Origin of the sequence: Achromobacter ruhlandii (genome assembly GCF_002082135.1) — a bacterium.
GTDB classification, from domain to species: Bacteria; Pseudomonadota; Gammaproteobacteria; order Burkholderiales; family Burkholderiaceae_B; genus Achromobacter; species Achromobacter ruhlandii.
Genome location: NZ_CP017433.1, coordinates 1543546 through 1561520, shown reverse-complemented (window position 1 = coordinate 1561520; position 17975 = coordinate 1543546). Strand labels below are relative to the sequence as shown.

Annotated in this window: 17 protein-coding genes and 1 pseudogene; 6 read left to right on the top strand and 12 right to left on the bottom strand. The window is 68.8% G+C overall.

Annotated elements, in window-relative coordinates; genetic code table 11:
• Positions 1–318, top strand: a 318-nt coding sequence (locus tag AruCF_RS29790) for an alpha/beta fold hydrolase (RefSeq protein ID WP_367644009.1), incomplete at its 5' end; no start/stop codon positions are given.
• Positions 315–1743: pseudogene (gene bioD, locus AruCF_RS30185) on the top strand (dethiobiotin synthase). The gene AruCF_RS29790 and the pseudogene bioD, both read left to right, overlap by 4 nt.
• Before the next feature lie 37 nt (positions 1744–1780).
• Here the strand turns inward: bioD and AruCF_RS07100 are convergent.
• Entirely contained in the window at positions 1781–2545 is a 765-nt protein-coding gene (locus AruCF_RS07100; protein ID WP_049072772.1) for an alpha/beta fold hydrolase, read from the bottom strand.
• Between the two features lie 124 nt (positions 2546–2669).
• Here AruCF_RS07100 and AruCF_RS07095 point away from each other — a divergent pair, with 124 nt between their 5' ends.
• Complete coding sequence (locus AruCF_RS07095) at positions 2670–3458, top strand: AraC family transcriptional regulator (protein ID WP_049072771.1); 789 nt, start codon at positions 2670–2672, stop codon at positions 3456–3458.
• Positions 3459–3478: 20 nt separating this feature from the next.
• On the opposite strand, the gene AruCF_RS07090 is transcribed toward AruCF_RS07095, so the two are convergent.
• Genes AruCF_RS07090 through AruCF_RS07080 form a run of 3 tightly spaced genes read right to left on the bottom strand, consistent with a single transcriptional unit; the run spans position 3479 to position 5216 of the window.
• Positions 3479–4318 carry an MBL fold metallo-hydrolase gene (locus AruCF_RS07090; protein ID WP_049072770.1) on the bottom strand — a complete coding sequence of 280 codons (840 nt, stop codon included), beginning with the start codon at positions 4316–4318 and terminating at the stop codon, positions 3479–3481.
• A gap of 18 nt (positions 4319–4336) precedes the next feature.
• Positions 4337–4663, bottom strand: coding sequence for a hypothetical protein (locus AruCF_RS07085; RefSeq protein ID WP_049072769.1), 327 nt, complete (start codon positions 4661–4663; stop codon positions 4337–4339).
• A gap of 7 nt (positions 4664–4670) precedes the next feature.
• Entirely contained in the window at positions 4671–5216 is a 546-nt protein-coding gene (locus tag AruCF_RS07080; protein WP_049072768.1) for a hypothetical protein, read from the bottom strand.
• A gap of 141 nt (positions 5217–5357) precedes the next feature.
• Here AruCF_RS07080 and AruCF_RS07075 point away from each other — a divergent pair, with 141 nt between their 5' ends.
• Positions 5358–6260: a LysR substrate-binding domain-containing protein gene (locus AruCF_RS07075; RefSeq protein WP_049072767.1), complete on the top strand. Its 903-nt coding sequence runs from the start codon at positions 5358–5360 to the stop codon at positions 6258–6260.
• 117 nt (positions 6261–6377) lie between these two features.
• Here the strand turns inward: AruCF_RS07075 and aceA are convergent, their stop codons facing one another.
• Positions 6378–7697: an isocitrate lyase gene (aceA, locus tag AruCF_RS07070; protein WP_020929020.1), complete on the bottom strand. Its 1320-nt coding sequence runs from the start codon at positions 7695–7697 to the stop codon at positions 6378–6380.
• Positions 7698–8019: 322 nt separating this feature from the next.
• On the opposite strand from aceA, the gene queF reads away from it, so the two are divergent.
• Positions 8020–8844 (top strand): NADPH-dependent 7-cyano-7-deazaguanine reductase QueF, encoded by an 825-nt coding sequence (queF, locus tag AruCF_RS07065; RefSeq protein WP_059273064.1) that lies wholly within the window; start codon positions 8020–8022, stop codon positions 8842–8844.
• 75 nt (positions 8845–8919) lie between these two features.
• Here the strand turns inward: queF and AruCF_RS07060 are convergent, their stop codons facing one another.
• Positions 8920–9924, bottom strand: a complete 1005-nt coding sequence (locus tag AruCF_RS07060) for a cytochrome-c peroxidase (protein ID WP_049072765.1) — start codon at positions 9922–9924, stop codon at positions 8920–8922.
• A gap of 335 nt (positions 9925–10259) precedes the next feature.
• Positions 10260–11168, bottom strand: coding sequence for a LysR substrate-binding domain-containing protein (locus tag AruCF_RS07055; protein ID WP_049072764.1), 909 nt, complete (start codon positions 11166–11168; stop codon positions 10260–10262).
• A 139-nt stretch (positions 11169–11307) separates the two neighbouring features.
• Here AruCF_RS07055 and AruCF_RS07050 point away from each other — a divergent pair, with 139 nt between their 5' ends.
• A complete protein-coding gene (locus tag AruCF_RS07050) occupies positions 11308–12384 on the top strand; it encodes a tartrate dehydrogenase (protein ID WP_049072762.1) in 1077 nt (358 codons plus the stop codon).
• 118 nt (positions 12385–12502) lie between these two features.
• On the opposite strand, the gene AruCF_RS07045 is transcribed toward AruCF_RS07050, so the two are convergent.
• From AruCF_RS07045 to acpS, 5 genes are all read right to left on the bottom strand, one after another.
• The gene (locus tag AruCF_RS07045) at positions 12503–13789 is read right to left on the bottom strand and encodes an MFS transporter (protein WP_049072761.1); all 1287 of its coding nucleotides are present in this window, start codon (positions 13787–13789) and stop codon (positions 12503–12505) included.
• Between the two features lie 197 nt (positions 13790–13986).
• Entirely contained in the window at positions 13987–14559 is a 573-nt protein-coding gene (gene pgsA / locus AruCF_RS07040; RefSeq protein ID WP_049072759.1) for a CDP-diacylglycerol--glycerol-3-phosphate 3-phosphatidyltransferase, read from the bottom strand.
• A gap of 79 nt (positions 14560–14638) precedes the next feature.
• Positions 14639–16468 carry an excinuclease ABC subunit UvrC gene (gene uvrC / locus AruCF_RS07035; RefSeq protein WP_083036588.1) on the bottom strand — a complete coding sequence of 610 codons (1830 nt, stop codon included), beginning with the start codon at positions 16466–16468 and terminating at the stop codon, positions 14639–14641.
• Positions 16431–17486, bottom strand: coding sequence for a beta-N-acetylhexosaminidase (gene nagZ / locus AruCF_RS07030; protein WP_049072757.1), 1056 nt, complete (start codon positions 17484–17486; stop codon positions 16431–16433). Before nagZ ends, uvrC begins: the two co-directional genes overlap by 38 nt.
• A 37-nt stretch (positions 17487–17523) precedes the next feature.
• Positions 17524–17961, bottom strand: a complete 438-nt coding sequence (gene acpS, locus AruCF_RS07025) for a holo-ACP synthase (RefSeq protein WP_049072756.1) — start codon at positions 17959–17961, stop codon at positions 17524–17526.
• Between the last annotated feature and the right edge of the window lie 14 nt (positions 17962–17975).

The following is a 17975-nucleotide window of genomic DNA, read 5'->3' as shown; positions in this document are numbered from 1 at the left end:
GTGCTGCGCGATTTCCGCCAGCGCTGCGGCGACACCAGCGCCATCAGCGCCCCCCAGGTCGAACCGCTGGCGCGCGACCTGCGGTTCCTGCGCGACGCCGACCAGCGCGCCGCGCTGGCGGCGATGCCGGTGCCGCTGCTGGCGCTGGCGGGCGCGGCCGACCCGATCGCCACCGCGCCGATGACGACGGCGGGCTTCGGCGCCGCCATCGAGATCCTCTGGCGCGAGCACGGCGGCCACCTGCTGCCGCTGACCGACACCGACTGGTGCGCGCGGCGCATCCGCGCCTTCCTGGCCCGCGTGGCGCCCGCCGCATGAGCGCCCACCTGCGCAATGCCCGGGTCGGCGCGCGCTTCGGCGCCGCCGCCGCGCGCTACGACGAACATGCCCCCGCCCAGCGCATCACCGCCGAGCGGCTGGCCGATGCGATCGGCCGGCTGCCGCTGCCGCCGCGTCCGCGCATCCTGGAGATCGGCTGCGGCACCGGCCTGCTGACGCGGGCGCTGGCCGCCCGGCTGGGGCCGGCGGACTGGACCGTGACCGACATCTCGCCCGCCATGCTGGCGCGGGCGCGACAAGGTCCGCCACTGCCCGGCACCGCCCGCTACCAGGTGCTGGACGGCGAACACCCCGGGGACCTGCCGGGCGGGTATGACCTGATCTGCTCCAGCCTGGCGGTGCAGTGGTTCGCCGACCTGAACGGCGGCCTGGGCCGCCTGGCCGGCCTGCTCGCGCCCGGCGGTCACCTGGCGGTGGCGACGCTGGCCGAAGGCACGTTCGAGGAATGGCGCGCCGCCCATGACGCCGTCGGCCTGGCCGCCGCCACGCCACGCTATCCGCCGAGCGGCGCCATCCGTCCGGCCATGGCCGATCTGGCCGGTGGCGTGCACATTGAACGGCTGATACAAGATCATCCTGACGGCCTGCATTTCCTCAAAGCGCTCAAGGGCATCGGCGCCACCACGCCCGCGCCCGGCACGGCGCCGCTGGGCCCGGCCGCATTGCGGCGGGTGCTGGCGCAGTTCGACCAACAAGGCGCCACGGTGACCTATCACCTGGCCTATGGAATCTGGAAGAAACATGACTGACTCCCGCGCCCACGGCGTATTCGTCACCGGCACCGACACCGGCATCGGCAAGACCCTGGTCTCGGCCATCCTGGCACGCGCCTGGCAGGCCGACTACTGGAAGCCGGTGCAGACCGGCGTGGCCGAGGAACCGGGTGACACCGAGACTGTCGCGCGCCTGGCGCAGTTGCCGCCCGAGCGCCTGCACCTGCCGGCCTACGTGCTGCAGGCGCCGCTGTCGCCGTGGGCCGCCGCGCCGCTGGAAGACGCGGTGATCGACGCCACCGCCATCGTGCCGCCCGCCACGACCGCGCCCCTGATTGTCGAAGGCGCCGGCGGCCTGTACGTGCCGATCGACGACAGCCACATGATGATCGACCTGATCGCGCGCCTGGGCATGCCGGTGGTGCTGGCCGCACGCAGCGGCCTGGGCACCATCAACCACACCCTGCTCAGCCTGGAGGCGCTGCGCCGACGCGCCATCCCGGTGCTGGGCGTGATCATGAGCGGCCCGCTGTCGGCCGGCAACCGCGAGGCGATCGAACGCTTCGGCAATGTGCGCGTGCTGGCCGAGATCCCGCCGCAGGACCGCGTCGACGCGGCCGCCGTCGAGGCGCTGGCGCGCACCGTGCCGCCGCTGGCGGAATGCCTGGCGGCGATGCGCGCCGCCGGTTGACGGCAACGGGCTGACCGCAACGCCGCGTGCGCCGCGCTCAGTCCCCGGCGGCGGTCCGCAGGAAGCGCTCGATGGCCGCCGCCAGCGCCAGCGGCGTTTCATTCATCGGATAGTGCCCGGCATTGGCCAGCACCTCGACTGTCGTGCGCGGATAGCGCCGCGCATAGGTCGCGGCCATCAGCGCCGGCGTGAACACGGGATCGTGCTCGCCCACCAGGGCCAGCACCGGATGGCGGCCGTCGATGCGGTCGCTGAAATCGGTGCCAACCCACGCGGGCAGGTACGCGGCGAACGCGGCGGCCGACGAATGCGCGGCGGAATAGTCGGCCTTCCACGCCACCCATGCCGCCGGCAGGCGCCCGCCGGTGCTGCGGTCGATGATGGCGCGGCGCGCGGCCAGGTCCGCGGCCGCGCCGTCGAACAGCGCGCGCGTGGCCGGCGCCATGGCCACGCCACCGCACGGCACCGGGGCCACCGCCACCAGTGCGCGCACCCGCTCGGGCACCAGCGCCGCGACCCGCTCGATCGCCATGCCGCCCATCGAATGGCCCACCAGGCTGAAGCGCTCGAACCCCAACGCGTCGGCCAGCGCCAGCGCGTCGGCGGCGATCTCGTCGATCGAATGTTCGCCGGCCGCCTCGCGCATGCCGCCGTAGCCGCGGTAGTCCATGAAGACGTAGCTGAAGTCCGCGCCCGACAGCCAGGGTTCGATCGGTTCGAAGGCGCGCGCGTCGCCGAACCAGCCGTGCAGCACGATGACGGGATGCGGGCCGTGGCCCACGCGATGGAAAGTGTTGGCCATGTCGGCTCCTGGGATCTGGCGATGCGCCGCCGGGGCGGCGGACGCGATTGGCAATGCCGACATCCTAGGCCCGGCAAAGCCGGCCCGCCTTCGATATCGGGTCATCCGTCGTAGAATCCAGGCCATGCGCAATACCCTGGTCGATCCCTACGAGGACATTCCGCGCGACGTGGTGGTGACGGCCTGCGACTATCCGGCCGGCCTGACCTTCCCGCTGCACGCCCACCGCCGCGGCCAGTTCGCCTACGCCGCGCGCGGCGCCATCAGCGTGGCCACGCCGACGGGCCGCTGGCTGGTGCCGCCGCAACGCGCCTGCTGGGTGCCGGCGGGCATGGATCACCAAATGACCATGAGCGGCGCGGTGACCATGCTCAACACCTTTCTCACCGCGCGCGCCGCGCAGGCCCTGGGCCTGCCCGCCGAATGCCGGGTCCACGCCGTCTCGCCGCTGCTGCGCCACCTGCTCGATGAAGCCATCGACCTGCCCGCGCTCTACGACCTGGACGGCCGCGCCGGCAAGCTGATGGCGCTGCTGGCGGCCGAAATCGCCGCCATGCCAGCGCTGTCGCTGCACGCGCCGCTGCCCGCCGACCCGCGCCTGGCGCGCGCCTGCCGCGCGCTGTGGGCGGCGCCGTCGATCACGACGGACCTGGACACGGTGGCCGCCGCGGCCGGCATGAGCCGGCGCACCTTCACCCGCCAGTTCCGCGCCGAAACCGGCATCAGCTTCGGCGCCTGGCGCCAGCAGGCCTGCCTGCTGGCCGCGATCGAGCGCCTGAGCCAGGGCCAGCCCGTCACCCGCGTCGCGCTGGACCTGGGCTACGCCAGCGCGAGCGCCTTCACCAGCGCGTTCCGGCGCGCGCTGGGCCAGGCGCCCAGTGCCTACCTGGCCTCGAACGGCCGCGCCGCCTGAAACAACCGGGGCCGTCCCACTCAGGTCTCGTAGGCGATGCGGTAGCCGTCGCCCTGGCGCGCGATACGGGCAAAGCCGGGTTCGCCGAGATGCATGCCGGCGACCAGGAGTCCGTCCGCGCTGACGATGTCCAGCAGCGCCGAGCGCGTGTCGGCGGCCAGAGTCGGATCCTGGTCGAAGGCGATCGACACATCGGGGCGCGCGATCTGGATCTGCGGAAAATGCACGATGTCCCCCCAGACCAGCACACTCCGTCCGTCGGACTCGATACGGAAGCCGGAATGCCCGGCGGTATGCCCTGGCAGGGGCACCGCGTCGATGCCGGGCAGGACCTCGCGACCGGTGAACGTGCGCATCCTGGCTCGATACGCGCCGAACACCTTGCGGGCGAACTGGAAGTTGCCGCGTGCGCGCTCGCTGGCCCGCGCGAGATTGCCATCGTCTTGCCAGAACGCCACCTCCCGCGCATGCACAACCAGCTCGGCCCGCGCAAAGACTTCCCGCCCCGCGGCATCCAGCAATCCGCCAACGTGATCGGGATGCGCGTGGGTCAGCAGCACCGTATCGACGTCGCCCGGTTGCACGCCGGCCAGCGCCAGGTTGGCCAGGAGCTTGCCGCCCCATTGCTTGAATCCGCCCGCGCCCGCATCGATCAGCAGTGTGCGGCCCCTGCCCCGGACCAGATAGCCATTGATATGGATGGCGCCGGGGTCGGAGACGCCCGCGTCGCGCTGCAGCTTGGCGGCATCCTCCGGGTCGATGTTGGAGAGCGATTCAAGGGCGGCGGACAGGTATCCGTCACTGATGGCGGTGATCGAAAACTCACCGATCCGCAGGCTTGGCAAGGTCATGGGTTGCATGGCGATCCTCCAGAATGCTCAATGGCGCGCATGGATGGCTCCTGCCGCATGGCCGAAGCAGCGGATGCGCGCGGTCAGCCCCGTGATGCGCAGGATGGCCTCATCCAACCCCGCCATGAAGGCCTCCATCACGGCGGGCGGGCGGAACGGTTCGAGCCGGAATTGGACTTCCGCGAACGCCGGAAGTCCGCGCCCCGGGTGAACCGCCAGGTTGATGATGTGCACGTTCTCCAGCGCCGCGCCGAGCACGTCAACGCACAGCGCTGTGCATGCCTCGGCCAACTCCGCCAGATCGCGGTCGGCCGGCATGCATGGCGCCGCGAAGAAAAATGTCACGTTGGGCATGGCGGCGCTACTTCGACGCATCGCGGCCGGCCCCGCGCGCATTCGTCAGCTGTGCCGTCATCGGCGCATAGCGGTGCACGCCGGACGGCAATGCGGGGGCTTCGCTCTTCGCGCCACGCGGGCACTTCGCCAGCCACCGGTGGCCGGGCGATTTGTCCAGCGCCACGGCGTGCATGGCGGCGGGCGTCAGGCCCAGCGCGACCAGCGGCTCGGGGCCGACGTCACTCACCAGCAGGGTTTCGTCCGCGGCAATGGCGGGGGCTTGCGCCAGGCCGGCATAGAGATTGCGGTGCCAGTCCGTGATGTGCGGCTGCCATCGGGCGAAGTTGCCGCCGCCCTTCTGCCGATACTCCTCGCCGAGCAACACCTCGAGCCCGTCGATCGAATGGACGGCGAGGTAGGTCGGGCAACCCGCGCTCAGCGCCTGAAAGCGCTGCGAGGTCTGGAAACCGCTCACGGAAATGAGCGCGGGCAGCTTTTTCAGGCTGTAGAAATCATTCCAGGCCCCTTCGCTGGCGGGGTCCGAAAAACTGCATTCGACGGTGTAGATCATGGGTTCGGTCGCGGCCGGCCATGTTTCGTGGCCGGCGCCTTGGTTGAGGTTTCATCATGGTATGACCTGAAAAAGACGCCATAAAACGATTTTTCGGTATGCTTCATTGAGCAAACATCAAGGCAAACCGGAACTCGCCCCATGCGCCGCAGGATTCCCAGCAATACTTCCTTAATGGCCTTCGAGGCGGCCGCCCGCCATGGCAGCTTCGCCCGGGCGGCCGACGAACTGGCCGTCACCGAAGGCGCCATCAGCCGCCAGATCGGCCGGCTGGAAGCCTTTCTCGGCGTTCCATTGTTCGAGCGGATCGGTAACCGCGTCCGGCTGCTGCCCAACGGCGCGCGCTACGCAACCCAGGTGCGCGAACTGCTCGACCGGCTGGATCGGGACAGCCAATACCTGATCGGGCAACGGCAGGACAGCGCCAACCTTGACATCGCCACGGTGCCCACCTTCGCCATGCGTTGGTTGATTCCGCGCCTGCCACGATTCCAGCGGCAGCACCCGAACATCGCCGTGCATCTGGCCGAGCGACTGGAGCCGTTCGCCCTGGCCGGCAGCGGGTTCGACGCCGCGATCCATTTCGCGCATCCGGCCTGGACTGGAATGCATACGCAGCATTTGCTCGACGAAGTGCTGATCCCCGTGTGCCATCCCGCGCTGGTGGAAGGCCACGCCGGTCCGATGGCCCTGGACGCCCTGCCGCGACTGCACCGGCGGCAGAATCCGGACGCCTGGCAGCGGTATGCGCGGGAAACCGGCATCCCCCTGGCCAACGCGGCGCTGGGCGTGCGCTATGACCTGCATGCCATGCTGATCGAAGCGGCATTGGCCGGCCTGGGCGTGGCGCTGGTGCCGCGCCTCTACGTGGAAACCGAAATCGCCATGGGACGGCTGGTAGCGCCATGGCCCCAGGCAAAAACCGTCTCCAAGGCCTTCTGTCTGGTGCTCCCCGAACCGTTCACCCTGAGCCCGCCCCCTATCCAGGCGTTCACCGAATGGCTAAAGGAAGAAGCGGGTAACGCGGCGGCAGCCGGGCCGTAGGACGCCGCTCCCATCGCGCGACGGCGCCCGCCCAAAAAAAAGAGGGTGCCCGAAGGCACCCTGAATCCACCCTACAACAGCACTACAACTGCAACTGCACAATCAATCCCGTCCGGCTCAGGCGGCCTTCTGCTCCTTGCCGTGCTCGAACTGCGCCTCTTCGGTCGAGCCGGTCAGCGCGGTGGTCGAGGACTGGCCGCCCTCGATGGTCTGGGTCACGGCGTCGAAGTAGCCGGTGCCCACTTCGCGCTGGTGCTTGACCGCGGTGAAGCCCAGGTCGGCGGCGGCGAATTCCTTCTGCTGCAATTCGACGAAGGCGCTCATCTGGCGGCGGGCGTAGCCGTGGGCCAATTCGAACATGCCGTAGTTCAGCGCGTGGAAGCCGGCCAGCGTGATGAACTGGAACTTGTAGCCCATGGCGCCCAGCTCGCGCTGGAACTTGGCGATGGTGGCGTCGTCCAGGTTCTTCTTCCAGTTGAACGACGGCGAGCAGTTGTACGCCAGCAGCTTGCCCGGGAACTGGCGATGGATCGCGTCGGCGAACTTGCGGGCGTATTCCAGATTGGGCGTGGAGGTTTCGCACCAGATCAGGTCGGCGTACGGCGCGTAGGCCAGGCCGCGCGAGATCGCCTGGTCAATGCCGGCGCGGGTGCGGAAAAAGCCTTCCACGGTGCGCTCGCCAGTGATGAACGGGCGGTCGTTCTCGTCGACGTCGCTGGTCACCAGGTCGGCGGCATCGGCGTCGGTGCGGGCCAGCAGCACGGTGGGCGTGCCCATCACGTCGGCCGCCAGGCGCGCCGAGACCAGCTTGGCCACGGCTTCGCGGGTCGGCACCAGCACCTTGCCGCCCATGTGGCCGCACTTCTTCACGGACGCCAGCTGGTCCTCGAAGTGCACGCCCGAGGCGCCGGCCTCGATCATGGCCTTCATCAGCTCGAAGGCGTTCAGCACGCCGCCGAAACCGGCTTCGGCATCGGCCACGATGGGCGCGAAGAAATCGATGTAGCCCTCGTCGCCCGGGTTCTTGCCTTCCATCCACTGGATCTGGTCGCAGCGGGTCAGCGAGTTATTGATGCGGCGCACGACCTGCGGCACCGAGTTGGCGGGGTACAGCGACTGGTCGGGGTACATCTCGCCGGCCAGGTTGGCGTCGCCGGCCACCTGCCAGCCCGACAGGTAGATAGCCTTGAGGCCGGCCTTGACCTGCTGCATGGCCTGGTTGCCGGTCAGGGCGCCCAGCGAATTGACGAAAGGCTCGCTGTGCAGTTGCTCCCACAGGCGGGTCGCGCCGCGGCGGGCCAGGGTGTGCTCGACGGCGATCGAGCCGCGCAGGCGGATGACATCCTCGGCGCTGTAGTCGCGCTTGATGCCCTGCCAGCGGCTGTTCTCGGCCCAGTCTTTCTGCAGATTGCGGATTTCGGTTTCGCGGTGGCTCATGGTCATGCTCCTTGGTCTATGGCTGAAAAGGCAAGAAAACTTCGGGGTTGCATTGCGTGAATCGTTGGAGAAAGTCTATGCCTGTGCTGCGGAGCAATGTGGCCGCGCCTCTTATATAAGAGGAAAAATATTATTTATATAAATCAATGGCTTATTTAGATCATTCCGTATTGCGGAACGCGATTGTCATCCGTGAAATGGCCTCGCGCGGCGGCGCAGCACGAACTTTCACATGCCGGGAGCAGCGTTTCATGATGCGAAAAATAGGCCCGTCGCAACCGCCTACAATGCGGTCATCTCCACGTTTTCCGACGACCTTTCCATGACGCTGTCTCACGGCCCGCTGGGCCAGAGCGTGACCTACGTCTCGCAATACGACCCCTCGCTGCTGTTCCCCATCGCCCGCGCCCACAACCGCGAGGCGCTCAACCTGGCGAGCGGCCCGCTGCCGTTCACCGGGGTGGACCTGTGGAACGCCTATGAGTTGTCCTGGCTCGACGCCAAGGGCAAGCCGCGGGTGGCGATGGCCACGTTCTCGGTGCCGGCCGACAGTCCCAACATCATCGAGTCCAAGTCGTTCAAGCTGTACCTGAACTCGTTCAACCAGACCCGGCTGGTCAACTCGGCCGCGTTGCGCGGCCGGCTGGAACGCGACCTGAGCGCCGCCGCCGGCGCCCCCGTGGGGCTGGACTTCATCCTGCCGCAGCGCTTTGGCGAACTGCGCATGGGCGAATTGGACGGTATCTATATAGACAAGCTCGACATCGAGATCGACACCTACGAGCCGGCGCCCGAGCTGCTGCGCACGCGCGCCGGCGAGGTGGTCGAGGAAACCCTGTGCTCGCGCCTGCTCAAATCCAACTGCCCGGTGACCGGCCAGCCCGACTGGGCCAGCGTGCAGGTCCGCTACCGCGGCAAGCCGATAGACCGCGAATCGCTGCTGCGCTACGTGATCTCGTTCCGCCAGCACGCCGAGTTCCACGAGCACTGCGTGGAACGCATCTTCACCGACATCATGCAGGCCTGCGCGCCCGAGCAGTTGACGGTCTATGCGCGCTACACACGGCGCGGCGGGCTGGACATCAACCCGTGGCGCAGCAACGTCGAGACGGCGCCGCCGGCCGACGTGCGCACGGTGCGCCAGTAAAAACGGTCGTCGTCCGCCCCGAGGCGAACGACGCCCTTCACAGGCGGCGCTCCCCGACGGCGCCGCCCCCCTCCTCTACTTCACGAACGGCGCCGGCCGCGGCGTGTCGTCCGCCGACGGCGGCAGCAGCGGGTACTGGATCGCCGGCTGGTCGCCCGTCAGGGTCTTCAGGAACGCCACGATCTGCGCGTTCTCGTCCGGCGTGAAGGTGCGGCCCAATTGCAGGCGGCCCATCACGTCCACCGCCTGCGTCAAGGTGGCGGCCTCGCCGTCATGGAAGTACGGATAGGTCAGCGCCACGTTGCGCAGCGTCGGCACCTTGAAGTTGAAGCGGTCGGCGTCCTTGCCGGTGACGGCGGCGCGGCCCTCGGCCTTGTTGTCGGTCTGGTACGGCGCCACCAGCCCCATCTTCTGGAACGAGTTGCCGCCCACCGCCACGCCGTTGTGGCACGCCACGCAGCCGCTGTTCTTGAACAACGTGTAGCCGGCCAGTTCCTGGACGGTCAGCGCCTTGTCGTCGCCCTTGAGCCACTGGTCGAAGCGCGAGTTCGGCGTCACCAGCGTTTCCTCGAAGGCGGCCAGCGCGCCCGTCACCTCGTCAATGGTGATGCCGTCCTTGCCGAACACCTGCTTGAACTCGGCGCGGTAGCCCGGAATGGAATTGAGCACCTGCACCGCCAGTTCGTGGGTGGAGGCCATTTCCATCGGATTGGCGATCGGGCCGCCGGCCTGCTCGCGCAGGTCCTTGGCGCGGCCGTCCCAGAACTGGGCGATGTTCAGGCTGGAATTGAGCACCGTGGGCGAGTTGATCGAACCCTGCTGCCACTTGTGGCCGATCGACGCCTTCAGGTTGTCCGAGCCGCCCATGCCCAGGTTGTGGCAGGAATTACAGGAGATCGCGCCCGAGCGCGACAGGCGCGGGTCGAAGAACAGCTTCTTGCCCAGTTCCACCTTGGCCGGGTCCTTGACCACCGCCGCCTCGATCGGCTGGATCGGTTCCTGGCGAGGCGCACCCGACGCCTGGCCCGCCCATAGCGCAATGACGACACCCGCCGCGAGCATCGCGTGCTTCTTTCTCATGGCTTTCTCCTGTTGAAATAACCTTATCGTTCGCAAGGTCATTACAGCGGAGCGGGCCGGCGGGCGGCTTGCGATGCGTCAAGGGCGCCAGCGCGCCGTCTCGCCCCGCCAAGGCCGCTTGACCTGACGCAATCCGAACACGCCGACCTGTCGCCGCCCCATGCCCCGCCGCGGACGCGTGCATCGAGCGCGGACATCGATTCGCGGCCTCGATTAGCGGCCTCGATTAGCGGCCTAGAGGCTGCCTCGATTAGCGGCCTAGAGGCTGCCTCGATAGGCGGCCTGGATTAGCTGCCTCGATCCGACTGGCCAGCGCGCCGCGCGGGCCGATCGCATCAGTCGTTCGCGTCAAGCTGGCGCAGATGCGCCTCCAGGAAATCCACGCACACGCGCACCTTGGCCGAAGCGTTCAGCCGCGCCGGATACACGGCCCAGATATTGGCCTCCTGGCGGTATTGAGGCAGCACCGGCACCAGCTTGCCGGCGGCGATCAGCGGCCCCACATCCCAGGCCGAGCGCAGAATGATGCCGCGGCCGTCCACCGCCCACTGCACCACCATCTCGCCATTGTTGGCCGACAGCGGTCCGCGCACCTTGACGGTGTGCTCGCGCTCGCCGCGCCGCATGCGCCAGACGCCGAAGGGATGGTCGCGCTCCTTGATCACCAGGCAATCGTGCGCCGCCAGGTCGTCCAGCTTGCGCGGCACGCCGCGCTCGGCCAGGTAAGACGGCGCGGCGCACAGTAGCCGGTGGTTGGCGGCAAGCTTGCGCGCGATCACATGCGGTGCGATATCGTCGCCGACCCGTACGTCCAGGTCGTAACCCTCGGCGGCCACATCGACCAGGCGGTCGAACACCTCGAAGCGCACCTGCACCTGGGGATGGCGCGACACGAACGCCGACAGCGCCGGCGCCACCACTCGCCGCCCAAAGCCAAAACTGCTGCAGATGCGCAGCAGCCCGCGCGGTTCGCGGCGCGTGACGCCCACCTCTTCGACCAGGTGCTCGACGTCGTCCAGAATGCGCTGGGCCCAGTGGTAGACACGCTCGCCCGCTTCGCTGACGACCACGCGCCGCGTGGTGCGATGGAACAGCGGCGTGCCCAGGCTGGCTTCGAGCAGCCGGATGCGCTTGGTGACGTAGGCGGCCGACATGCCCAGGTCTTCAGCAGCCCGGGAAAAGCTGGAGGCGCGCACCACCGCGTTGAACACGCGCAGGTCGGCGGGCAGCAGGTCATTATTCATGATTCATGCATATTCATTTCACGCGATGGATCATTGTAGATGGACTGTAGGCGCGCCTACCATGGCTGCCATTGCCTGCAACGCGCCCGATGGCGCGGCGCGGGACGTTCTTTCCTCTTCCCTTTTCAGGTCGCTCTCCATGTCCCACGTTCACAAAATCGCAGCCATCGCCGGCGACGGCATCGGCAATGAAGTCCTGCCCGAAGGCCTGCGCGCCGTCGAGGCCGCCGCCCGCCGCTTCGGCCTGGCGCTGCAGATCGACACCTTCCCCTGGGCCAACTGCGAGTACTACGCGCAGCACGGCGAAATGATGCCGCCCGACTGGAAGGAACAATTGCAGGGCTACGACGCCATCTACTTCGGCGCGGTCGGCTGGCCCGCCACGGTGCCGGACCACGTGTCGCTGTGGGGCTCGCTGCTGAAATTCCGCCGCGAATTCGACCAGTACATCAACCTGCGACCGGTCCGCCTGTTCGAGGGCGTGCCCTGCCCGCTGGCCGGCCAGCGCCCGGGCGACATCGATTTCTTCATCGTGCGCGAGAACACCGAGGGCGAGTACACCAACCTGGGCGGGCGCCTGTTCTCCGGCACCGAGCGCGAGATCGTGATCCAGGAATCGGTCTTCACCCGCCACGGCACCGACCGCGTCATGCGCTATGCCTTCGAGCTGGCCAGCCAGCGCCAGCGCAAGCAGCTCACCATCGCCACCAAGAGCAACGGCATCGCCATCAGCATGCCGTGGTGGGACGAGCGCGCCGACGCCGTCGGCCAGCAATATCCGGACGTCAAGACCGACAAGCAGCACATCGACATCCTGGCCGCGCGCTTCGTGCTGCAGCCGCAGCGCTTCGACGTGGTGGTGGCCTCCAATCTGTTCGGCGACATCCTGTCGGACCTGGGTCCGGCCTGCACCGGCACCATCGGCATCGCGCCGTCGGCCAACCTGAACCCGGAGCGCGCCTTCCCGTCGCTGTTCGAGCCCGTGCACGGCTCGGCGCCGGACATCTACGGCAAGGGCATCGCCAACCCCATCGCCATGATCTGGTCGGGCGCGCTGATGTTGCAGTTCCTGGGCAGCCAGGACGCGCACGACGCCATCCTGGCGGCCATCGAGCACTGCCTGAAGGACGGCCCGCGCACGCCCGACCTGGGCGGCAAGGCCCGCACCGAAGACATCGGCCGCGCCATCGCCGCCCATATCGAGGCACAAGGCTGACCCCGGGCGCGACAAGCGCCCTCTACCTCCGGGGACGACGGCGAATCCGCCGTCCCCCAAAGCAGAACGCCGCCCTCGGGCGGCGTTCTGCTTGCGGCCATGGCGCGCGGCGGGCGTGTCAGGAACGCGCCGGCACCGCGGCGGCGGGATCCGCCCGGCGCGCCTGCACCGCGATCCACTGCGCCAGCAGCGCGGCGGCGGTGAATGCCACGCCCGCGCCGATCCACGGCCCCTGGCGCAACCCCGCGTCCAACAGCAGGCCGAAGGCCAGCGGCCCCAGCGCCGAGCCGACGTCCATGCCGGAATACACCAGGCCGTAGACCGAGCCGGTCGAGCCCTTGGGCGTCACGCGCCGGATCAGCATGTCGCGCGACGGCGCGGCCACGCCCGAGCAGAAGCCGGCCAGCGCCACCACCGGCGCGGCGAACAGCGCCGGCACCAGGCCCAGGGCCAGCACCACCAGCGTCAGGCCGGCCAGGATCAGCGCCACCATCACCGTGCGTTCGGTGCGCGGGTTGGCCGACACCAGGAAGCCGCCGGCCGCCATGCCCACCGCCGACGCCACCATGTAGCCGGACAGCGCCGAGCTGGCCGCCACCTTGGACAGGTCGTACAGCTGGCCCAGCAGCGGAATGGTGTAGTTCTGCACCGACGACAGCGCGATCGAGGTGCAGGCGAAGAACAGGAACGCGCCCCACAGCGCCGGCTTGGACAGCAGCGTGGCCAGGGTCGTCAACACGCTTTCCTGCGGCTTGGGCGCGGCGCGCGCGCCGGCCTTGGCGTCGTCCGCCTGGGCCGGTTCCGCGCCGCCCAGCAGGTTGCGGCCGAGCACGGTCAGCAGCAGCACGAAGGCCACCAGCGCGGCCGCGCTGTAGGCCGCCACGCGCCAGTTCGCCAGCAGCGTGATCGAGGTCATGAACACGGGCGTGAGCGCCCAGCCCAGGTTGCCGGTCAGGCCATGGGCCGAAAAGGCGTGGCCCAGGCGCGGCGCCGTGACGCGGTGGTTGATGATGGAATAGTCGGCCGGGTGGAACACCGAATTGCCGATGCCGCCGACCACGGCCGCCGCCATCAGCATGGGGTAGCCGGTGGCCGAGCCGATCAGCAGCCCTGACAGCACGAAACAGGCCAGGCCGAACCACAGCACCGGCCGCGCGCCGATGCGGTCCACCACGAAGCCGGACGAGGCCTGGCCAATGCCCGAGACCACGTAGAAGGTCGACACTAGAAGGCCAAGGCGGGCGAAGTCCAGGCCGAACTCGTTGCCAAGCGACACGTATAGCGACGGCAGGACCAGTTGGAAGAAATGCGACGAGGCGTGGGCCACGCCGATCAGGAGGATGATCTGCCAGTCGCGCCGGCGGACGGCGGCGTCCGGGGCCAGAGGGGATGCAGCGGTAGTCATTGCGCAAGGCCGCGGGCAGCGGCGAAAGGCGGCCGCCTGGGGCGGCGCGCGGGTTGTCTCCAGCAACGTCCGGCCCGGCCGGCGTTGTCCCTGTGGCGAATGCGGCGCGCGGCCGGGCCGGTCGCGGTCCACGCCCCGCCGGCTTCGCTCTTGGTCTGTCCTGGCGGCCCCGCACGCGAACCGGGCCGCCGTGATGGTTACTGCGCTTTCTCGCGGATGGCGGGCCAGGCGCGCTGCAGGTAATACAGCATCGACCAGACCGTCAGCACCGCGGCAACGATGATCAGCACGTCGCCCAGCAGCTTGCTGGACACGCCGTAGATCGGCTGGTTGTACAGCAGGCATGGAATCGCCACCATCTGCGCGGCGGTCTTGAACTTGCCCAGCCGGTGCACCGCCACGCTGGCGCTGGCGCCGATCTTGGCCATCCATTCACGCAGCGCCGAAATGGTGATTTCGCGGCCGATGATGATGAGCGAAATGAAGGCATCGACGCGGCTCAGGTCCAGCAGCACGATCAGCGCGGCGCAGACCATCAGCTTGTCGGCCACCGGATCCAGGAACGCCCCGAACGCCGAGGTCTGGTTCCAGCGGCGCGCCAGCCAGCCATCGAACCAGTCGGTCAGGGCGGCGATGATGAAGGCCCAGGCGGCGAACGTGTCGCGCACCGGCACGGACAACCAGCTTTCAGGCAGGTAGAACAGCCCGACTACCAGCGGGATCATGGCGATACGCAGCCACGTCAGGATGATGGGTACGTTAATTGGCATAGTGTCCGTATGCTACATCAGCCGGGTTGCACTGGCTGTCTCGGGGCCGCCGGGCGGCCACGAACCGGCCATCCGGGCCCTATCCGCGCAGCGCCTCATAGATCCGTTCGGCCAATTCCTCGGAAATGCCGTCCACCGACGCCAGGTCCTCGATGCTGGCCGAGGCCACCCCCGAAAATCCGCCAAAGCGGGCCAGCAGACGCTGCCGCCGGCGTGCCCCGACCCCTTCGATCTCCTCCAGCCGCGACACGTTGCGGGTCTTGGCGCGGCGCGCGCGCATGCCGGTGATGGCGAAACGGTGGGCCTCGTCGCGCACCTGGGCAATCAGCATCAGGGCGGCCGATTCCCCGCCCAGCGCCACCGGCGGACGGCCGTCGGCGAACACCAGGGTTTCCAGGCCGACCTTGCGCCCTTCCCCCTTGGCCACGCCCACCAGCGCCTGGATGTCCAGGCCCAGCTCGGCGAATACCTGGCGCGCCACCTCGACCTGGCCCTTGCCGCCGTCGATCAGCACCAGCCCGGGCATCTGCGCCTCGCCGTCGGCCACCTTGGCGAAGCGCCGCGTCAGCACCTGGCGCATGGCGGCGTAGTCGTCGCCCGGGGTAATGCCGGCGATGTTGTAACGGCGGTATAGCGAGGGCTGCATGTCGTGGTGCTCGAACACCACGCAGGAGGCCTGGGTGGCCTCGCCGGCGGTATGGCTGATGTCGAAGCACTCGATGCGCAGCGCGTCCAGCGCCGCCTCGTCGGTATCCAGGTCCAGCGCCTCGGCCAGCGCCAGGGTGCGGGCGGCGCGGGCGCCGGATTCGGTCAGGGCGCGGGCCAATGCCATCTCGGCGTTCTTGAGCGCCTGCTCCAGCCAGGCGCGGCGCGCGCCCTGCGGCCGGGTCAGCACGCGCGACGGGCGGCCCCCGGCCTGCTCCACCAGCAGGTCGATCAGGCCGGCGTCGGGCAGCGCGTGCGAACAGACCAGCACCGGCGGCAGCGCGTTGTCGGTGTAGTGCTGGGCCACGAAGGCTTCCAGCACCTGCGGCGCGGCCTCGCCTTCGGCGTGGGTCGGGAAGAACGGCTTGTCGCCCAAGTGGCGCCCGCCCCGCACCATGGCCAGATTGACGCAGACCTTGCCGCCGGCAATGGCGACCGCGACGATGTCGGTGTCCTCGCCGCTGACGTTCTCCATGGTCTGCTGGTGCAGCACCCGCGCCAGCGAGCCCATCTGGTCGCGCAGCGCGCCGGCCTCCTCGAAGCGCAGCGCCTCGGCGGCCTCCAGCATGCGGGCCTCGATCTCGCCCATCACGTCCTTGGCCTCGCCGTTCAAGAAGCGCACCGCGCGCTGCACGTCCGAAGCGTAGTCCTGCGCCTGGATGGCGCCCACACAGGGCGCCGAACAGCGCCCGATCTGATGCAACAGACAGGGCCGCGAACGGTTGGCGAAGACGGTGTCCTCACAGGTGCGCAGGCGGAACACCTTCTGCAGGATCTGGATGGTCTCGCGCACCGCCCAGGCGTTGGGGAACGGGCCGAAGTATTGGCCGCGCTTGTTGGTGGCGCCGCGGTAATAGGCGATGCGCGGCCAGTCGTGGCCGGTGATCAGCAGATACGGGTAGGACTTGTCGTCGCGGAACAGGATGTTGTAGCGCGGCTTCAGGCTCTTGATGAGGTTGTTTTCCAGGATCAGCGCTTCGGCCTCGGAGCGCGTGACGGTGACCTCCAGCCGCGCCACCTTCGCCACCATCTGGGCGATGCGCGGGCTGGACAGGTTCTTCTGGAAATACGACGAGACGCGCTTTTTCAGGTCGCGCGCCTTGCCGACATACATGACCTCGCCGGCCGCATCCAGGTGCCGGTAGACACCCGGCAGATGCGGCAGGTCAGCCAGGAACGATTTGAGATTGAAGTCGTCGGGCATTCTGGTAACGGCTTTCGGCCTGCAGGGAATCCCAGTCGAGCGCGTCGAAACGCGGCATCAACCGGCGGATGCGGGCCACGGACTCGGGCGCGTGGTCGAATTCGAGCCGCGCCAGCAGCTCGTCGGCCAGGTCGGGCCGGTTGCACACCAGCACCATGTCGCAGCCGGCGCCGAGCGCGGCCTGGGCGCGCGCCAGGATATCGCCGGCGACGGACGCGCCTTCCATGGTCAGGTCATCCGAGAACACCACGCCATCGTAGCCCAGGCGGGTGCGCAGGATGTCCTGCACCCAGCGCCTGGAGAAGCCGGCCGGATGCTTGTCGACCTTGGGGTAGATCACGTGCGCCGGCATCACCGACGGCAGAACCGCGTCGCCCAGCCAGGCGTAGGGCGCGGCGTCGTCCTTGAGGATGCGTTCGAGCGGACGCGGATCGACCGGGATCTCGTGGTGCGAATCCGCGCCGACGAAGCCGTGTCCCGGGAAATGCTTGCCGCAGGCCGACATGCCGGCCAGCGCCAGGCCCTGGATCAACGCGCGCGACAGCATCGTCACCACCCGCGCGTCATGATGGAAAGCGCGGTTGCCGATCACCTTGCTGACGCCGTAGTCCAGGTCCAGCACCGGCGTGAAGCTCATGTCCACGCCGCAGGCGCGCAGTTCGGCGGCCAGCACGTAGCCGGCCTCGGTCGCCAGGCGCATGGCGGTCAGCGGATCGCGGTCCCACAGCGCGCCCAGGTCGCGCATCGCCGGCAGCGGCGTGAAGCCGTCCTCGCGGAAGCGTTGCACCCGGCCGCCCTCGTGGTCGACCAGGATCAGCAGGCGCTCCTTGCGCGCCTTGTGGATCTGGCGGGTCAGCTCGGTCAGCTGGCGGCGGTTCTCGAAATTGCGCGCGAACAGGATGACGCCGCCCACCAGCGGGTGGCGCAGGCGTTTCTTTTCTTCCTTGGTCAGCACGGTGCCGGCCACATCGACCATCACGGGACCGGGCGGCAGCGCCCGGGATTTCTTCTTGGCCATCGGCGTGTCCTTCTGTGTTGCTAGCCGGCCCGCGGGCTCACGGCTTGCGTTCGACCACCACGTAGGCGGCGGCCATGTCGGATTCATCGGTAATGGAAACGTGCGCGGCGCCAAAGCGCTGCACGTACCATTCCAGCAGTTCAGGGGCGATCACCAGCACCGGCCGGCCGCCGGGCGCGTTCAGCGTCTGCACCCGGCGCCAGGTCATGGGCATGCGCATGCCCAGCCCGACCGCCTTGGAGAACGCTTCCTTGGCGGCAAAGCGCGTCGCCAGGAAACGCACGCCGCGCACCGGGTCGCGGGCGCGGCGGGCATGGAACTTGGCCAGTTCCTCGGGCCCCAGGATCTTCTCGGCGAAACGGTCGCCGTGGCGCGCCAGCGCGCGCTCGATGCGATCGATGCGCAGCAGGTCCATGCCGATGCCGCCGATGGCGGCCGGCGCGGGGACGGCGAGAGGGGCTTCGGGCTGGGACATCGCTGCGGCGCCGT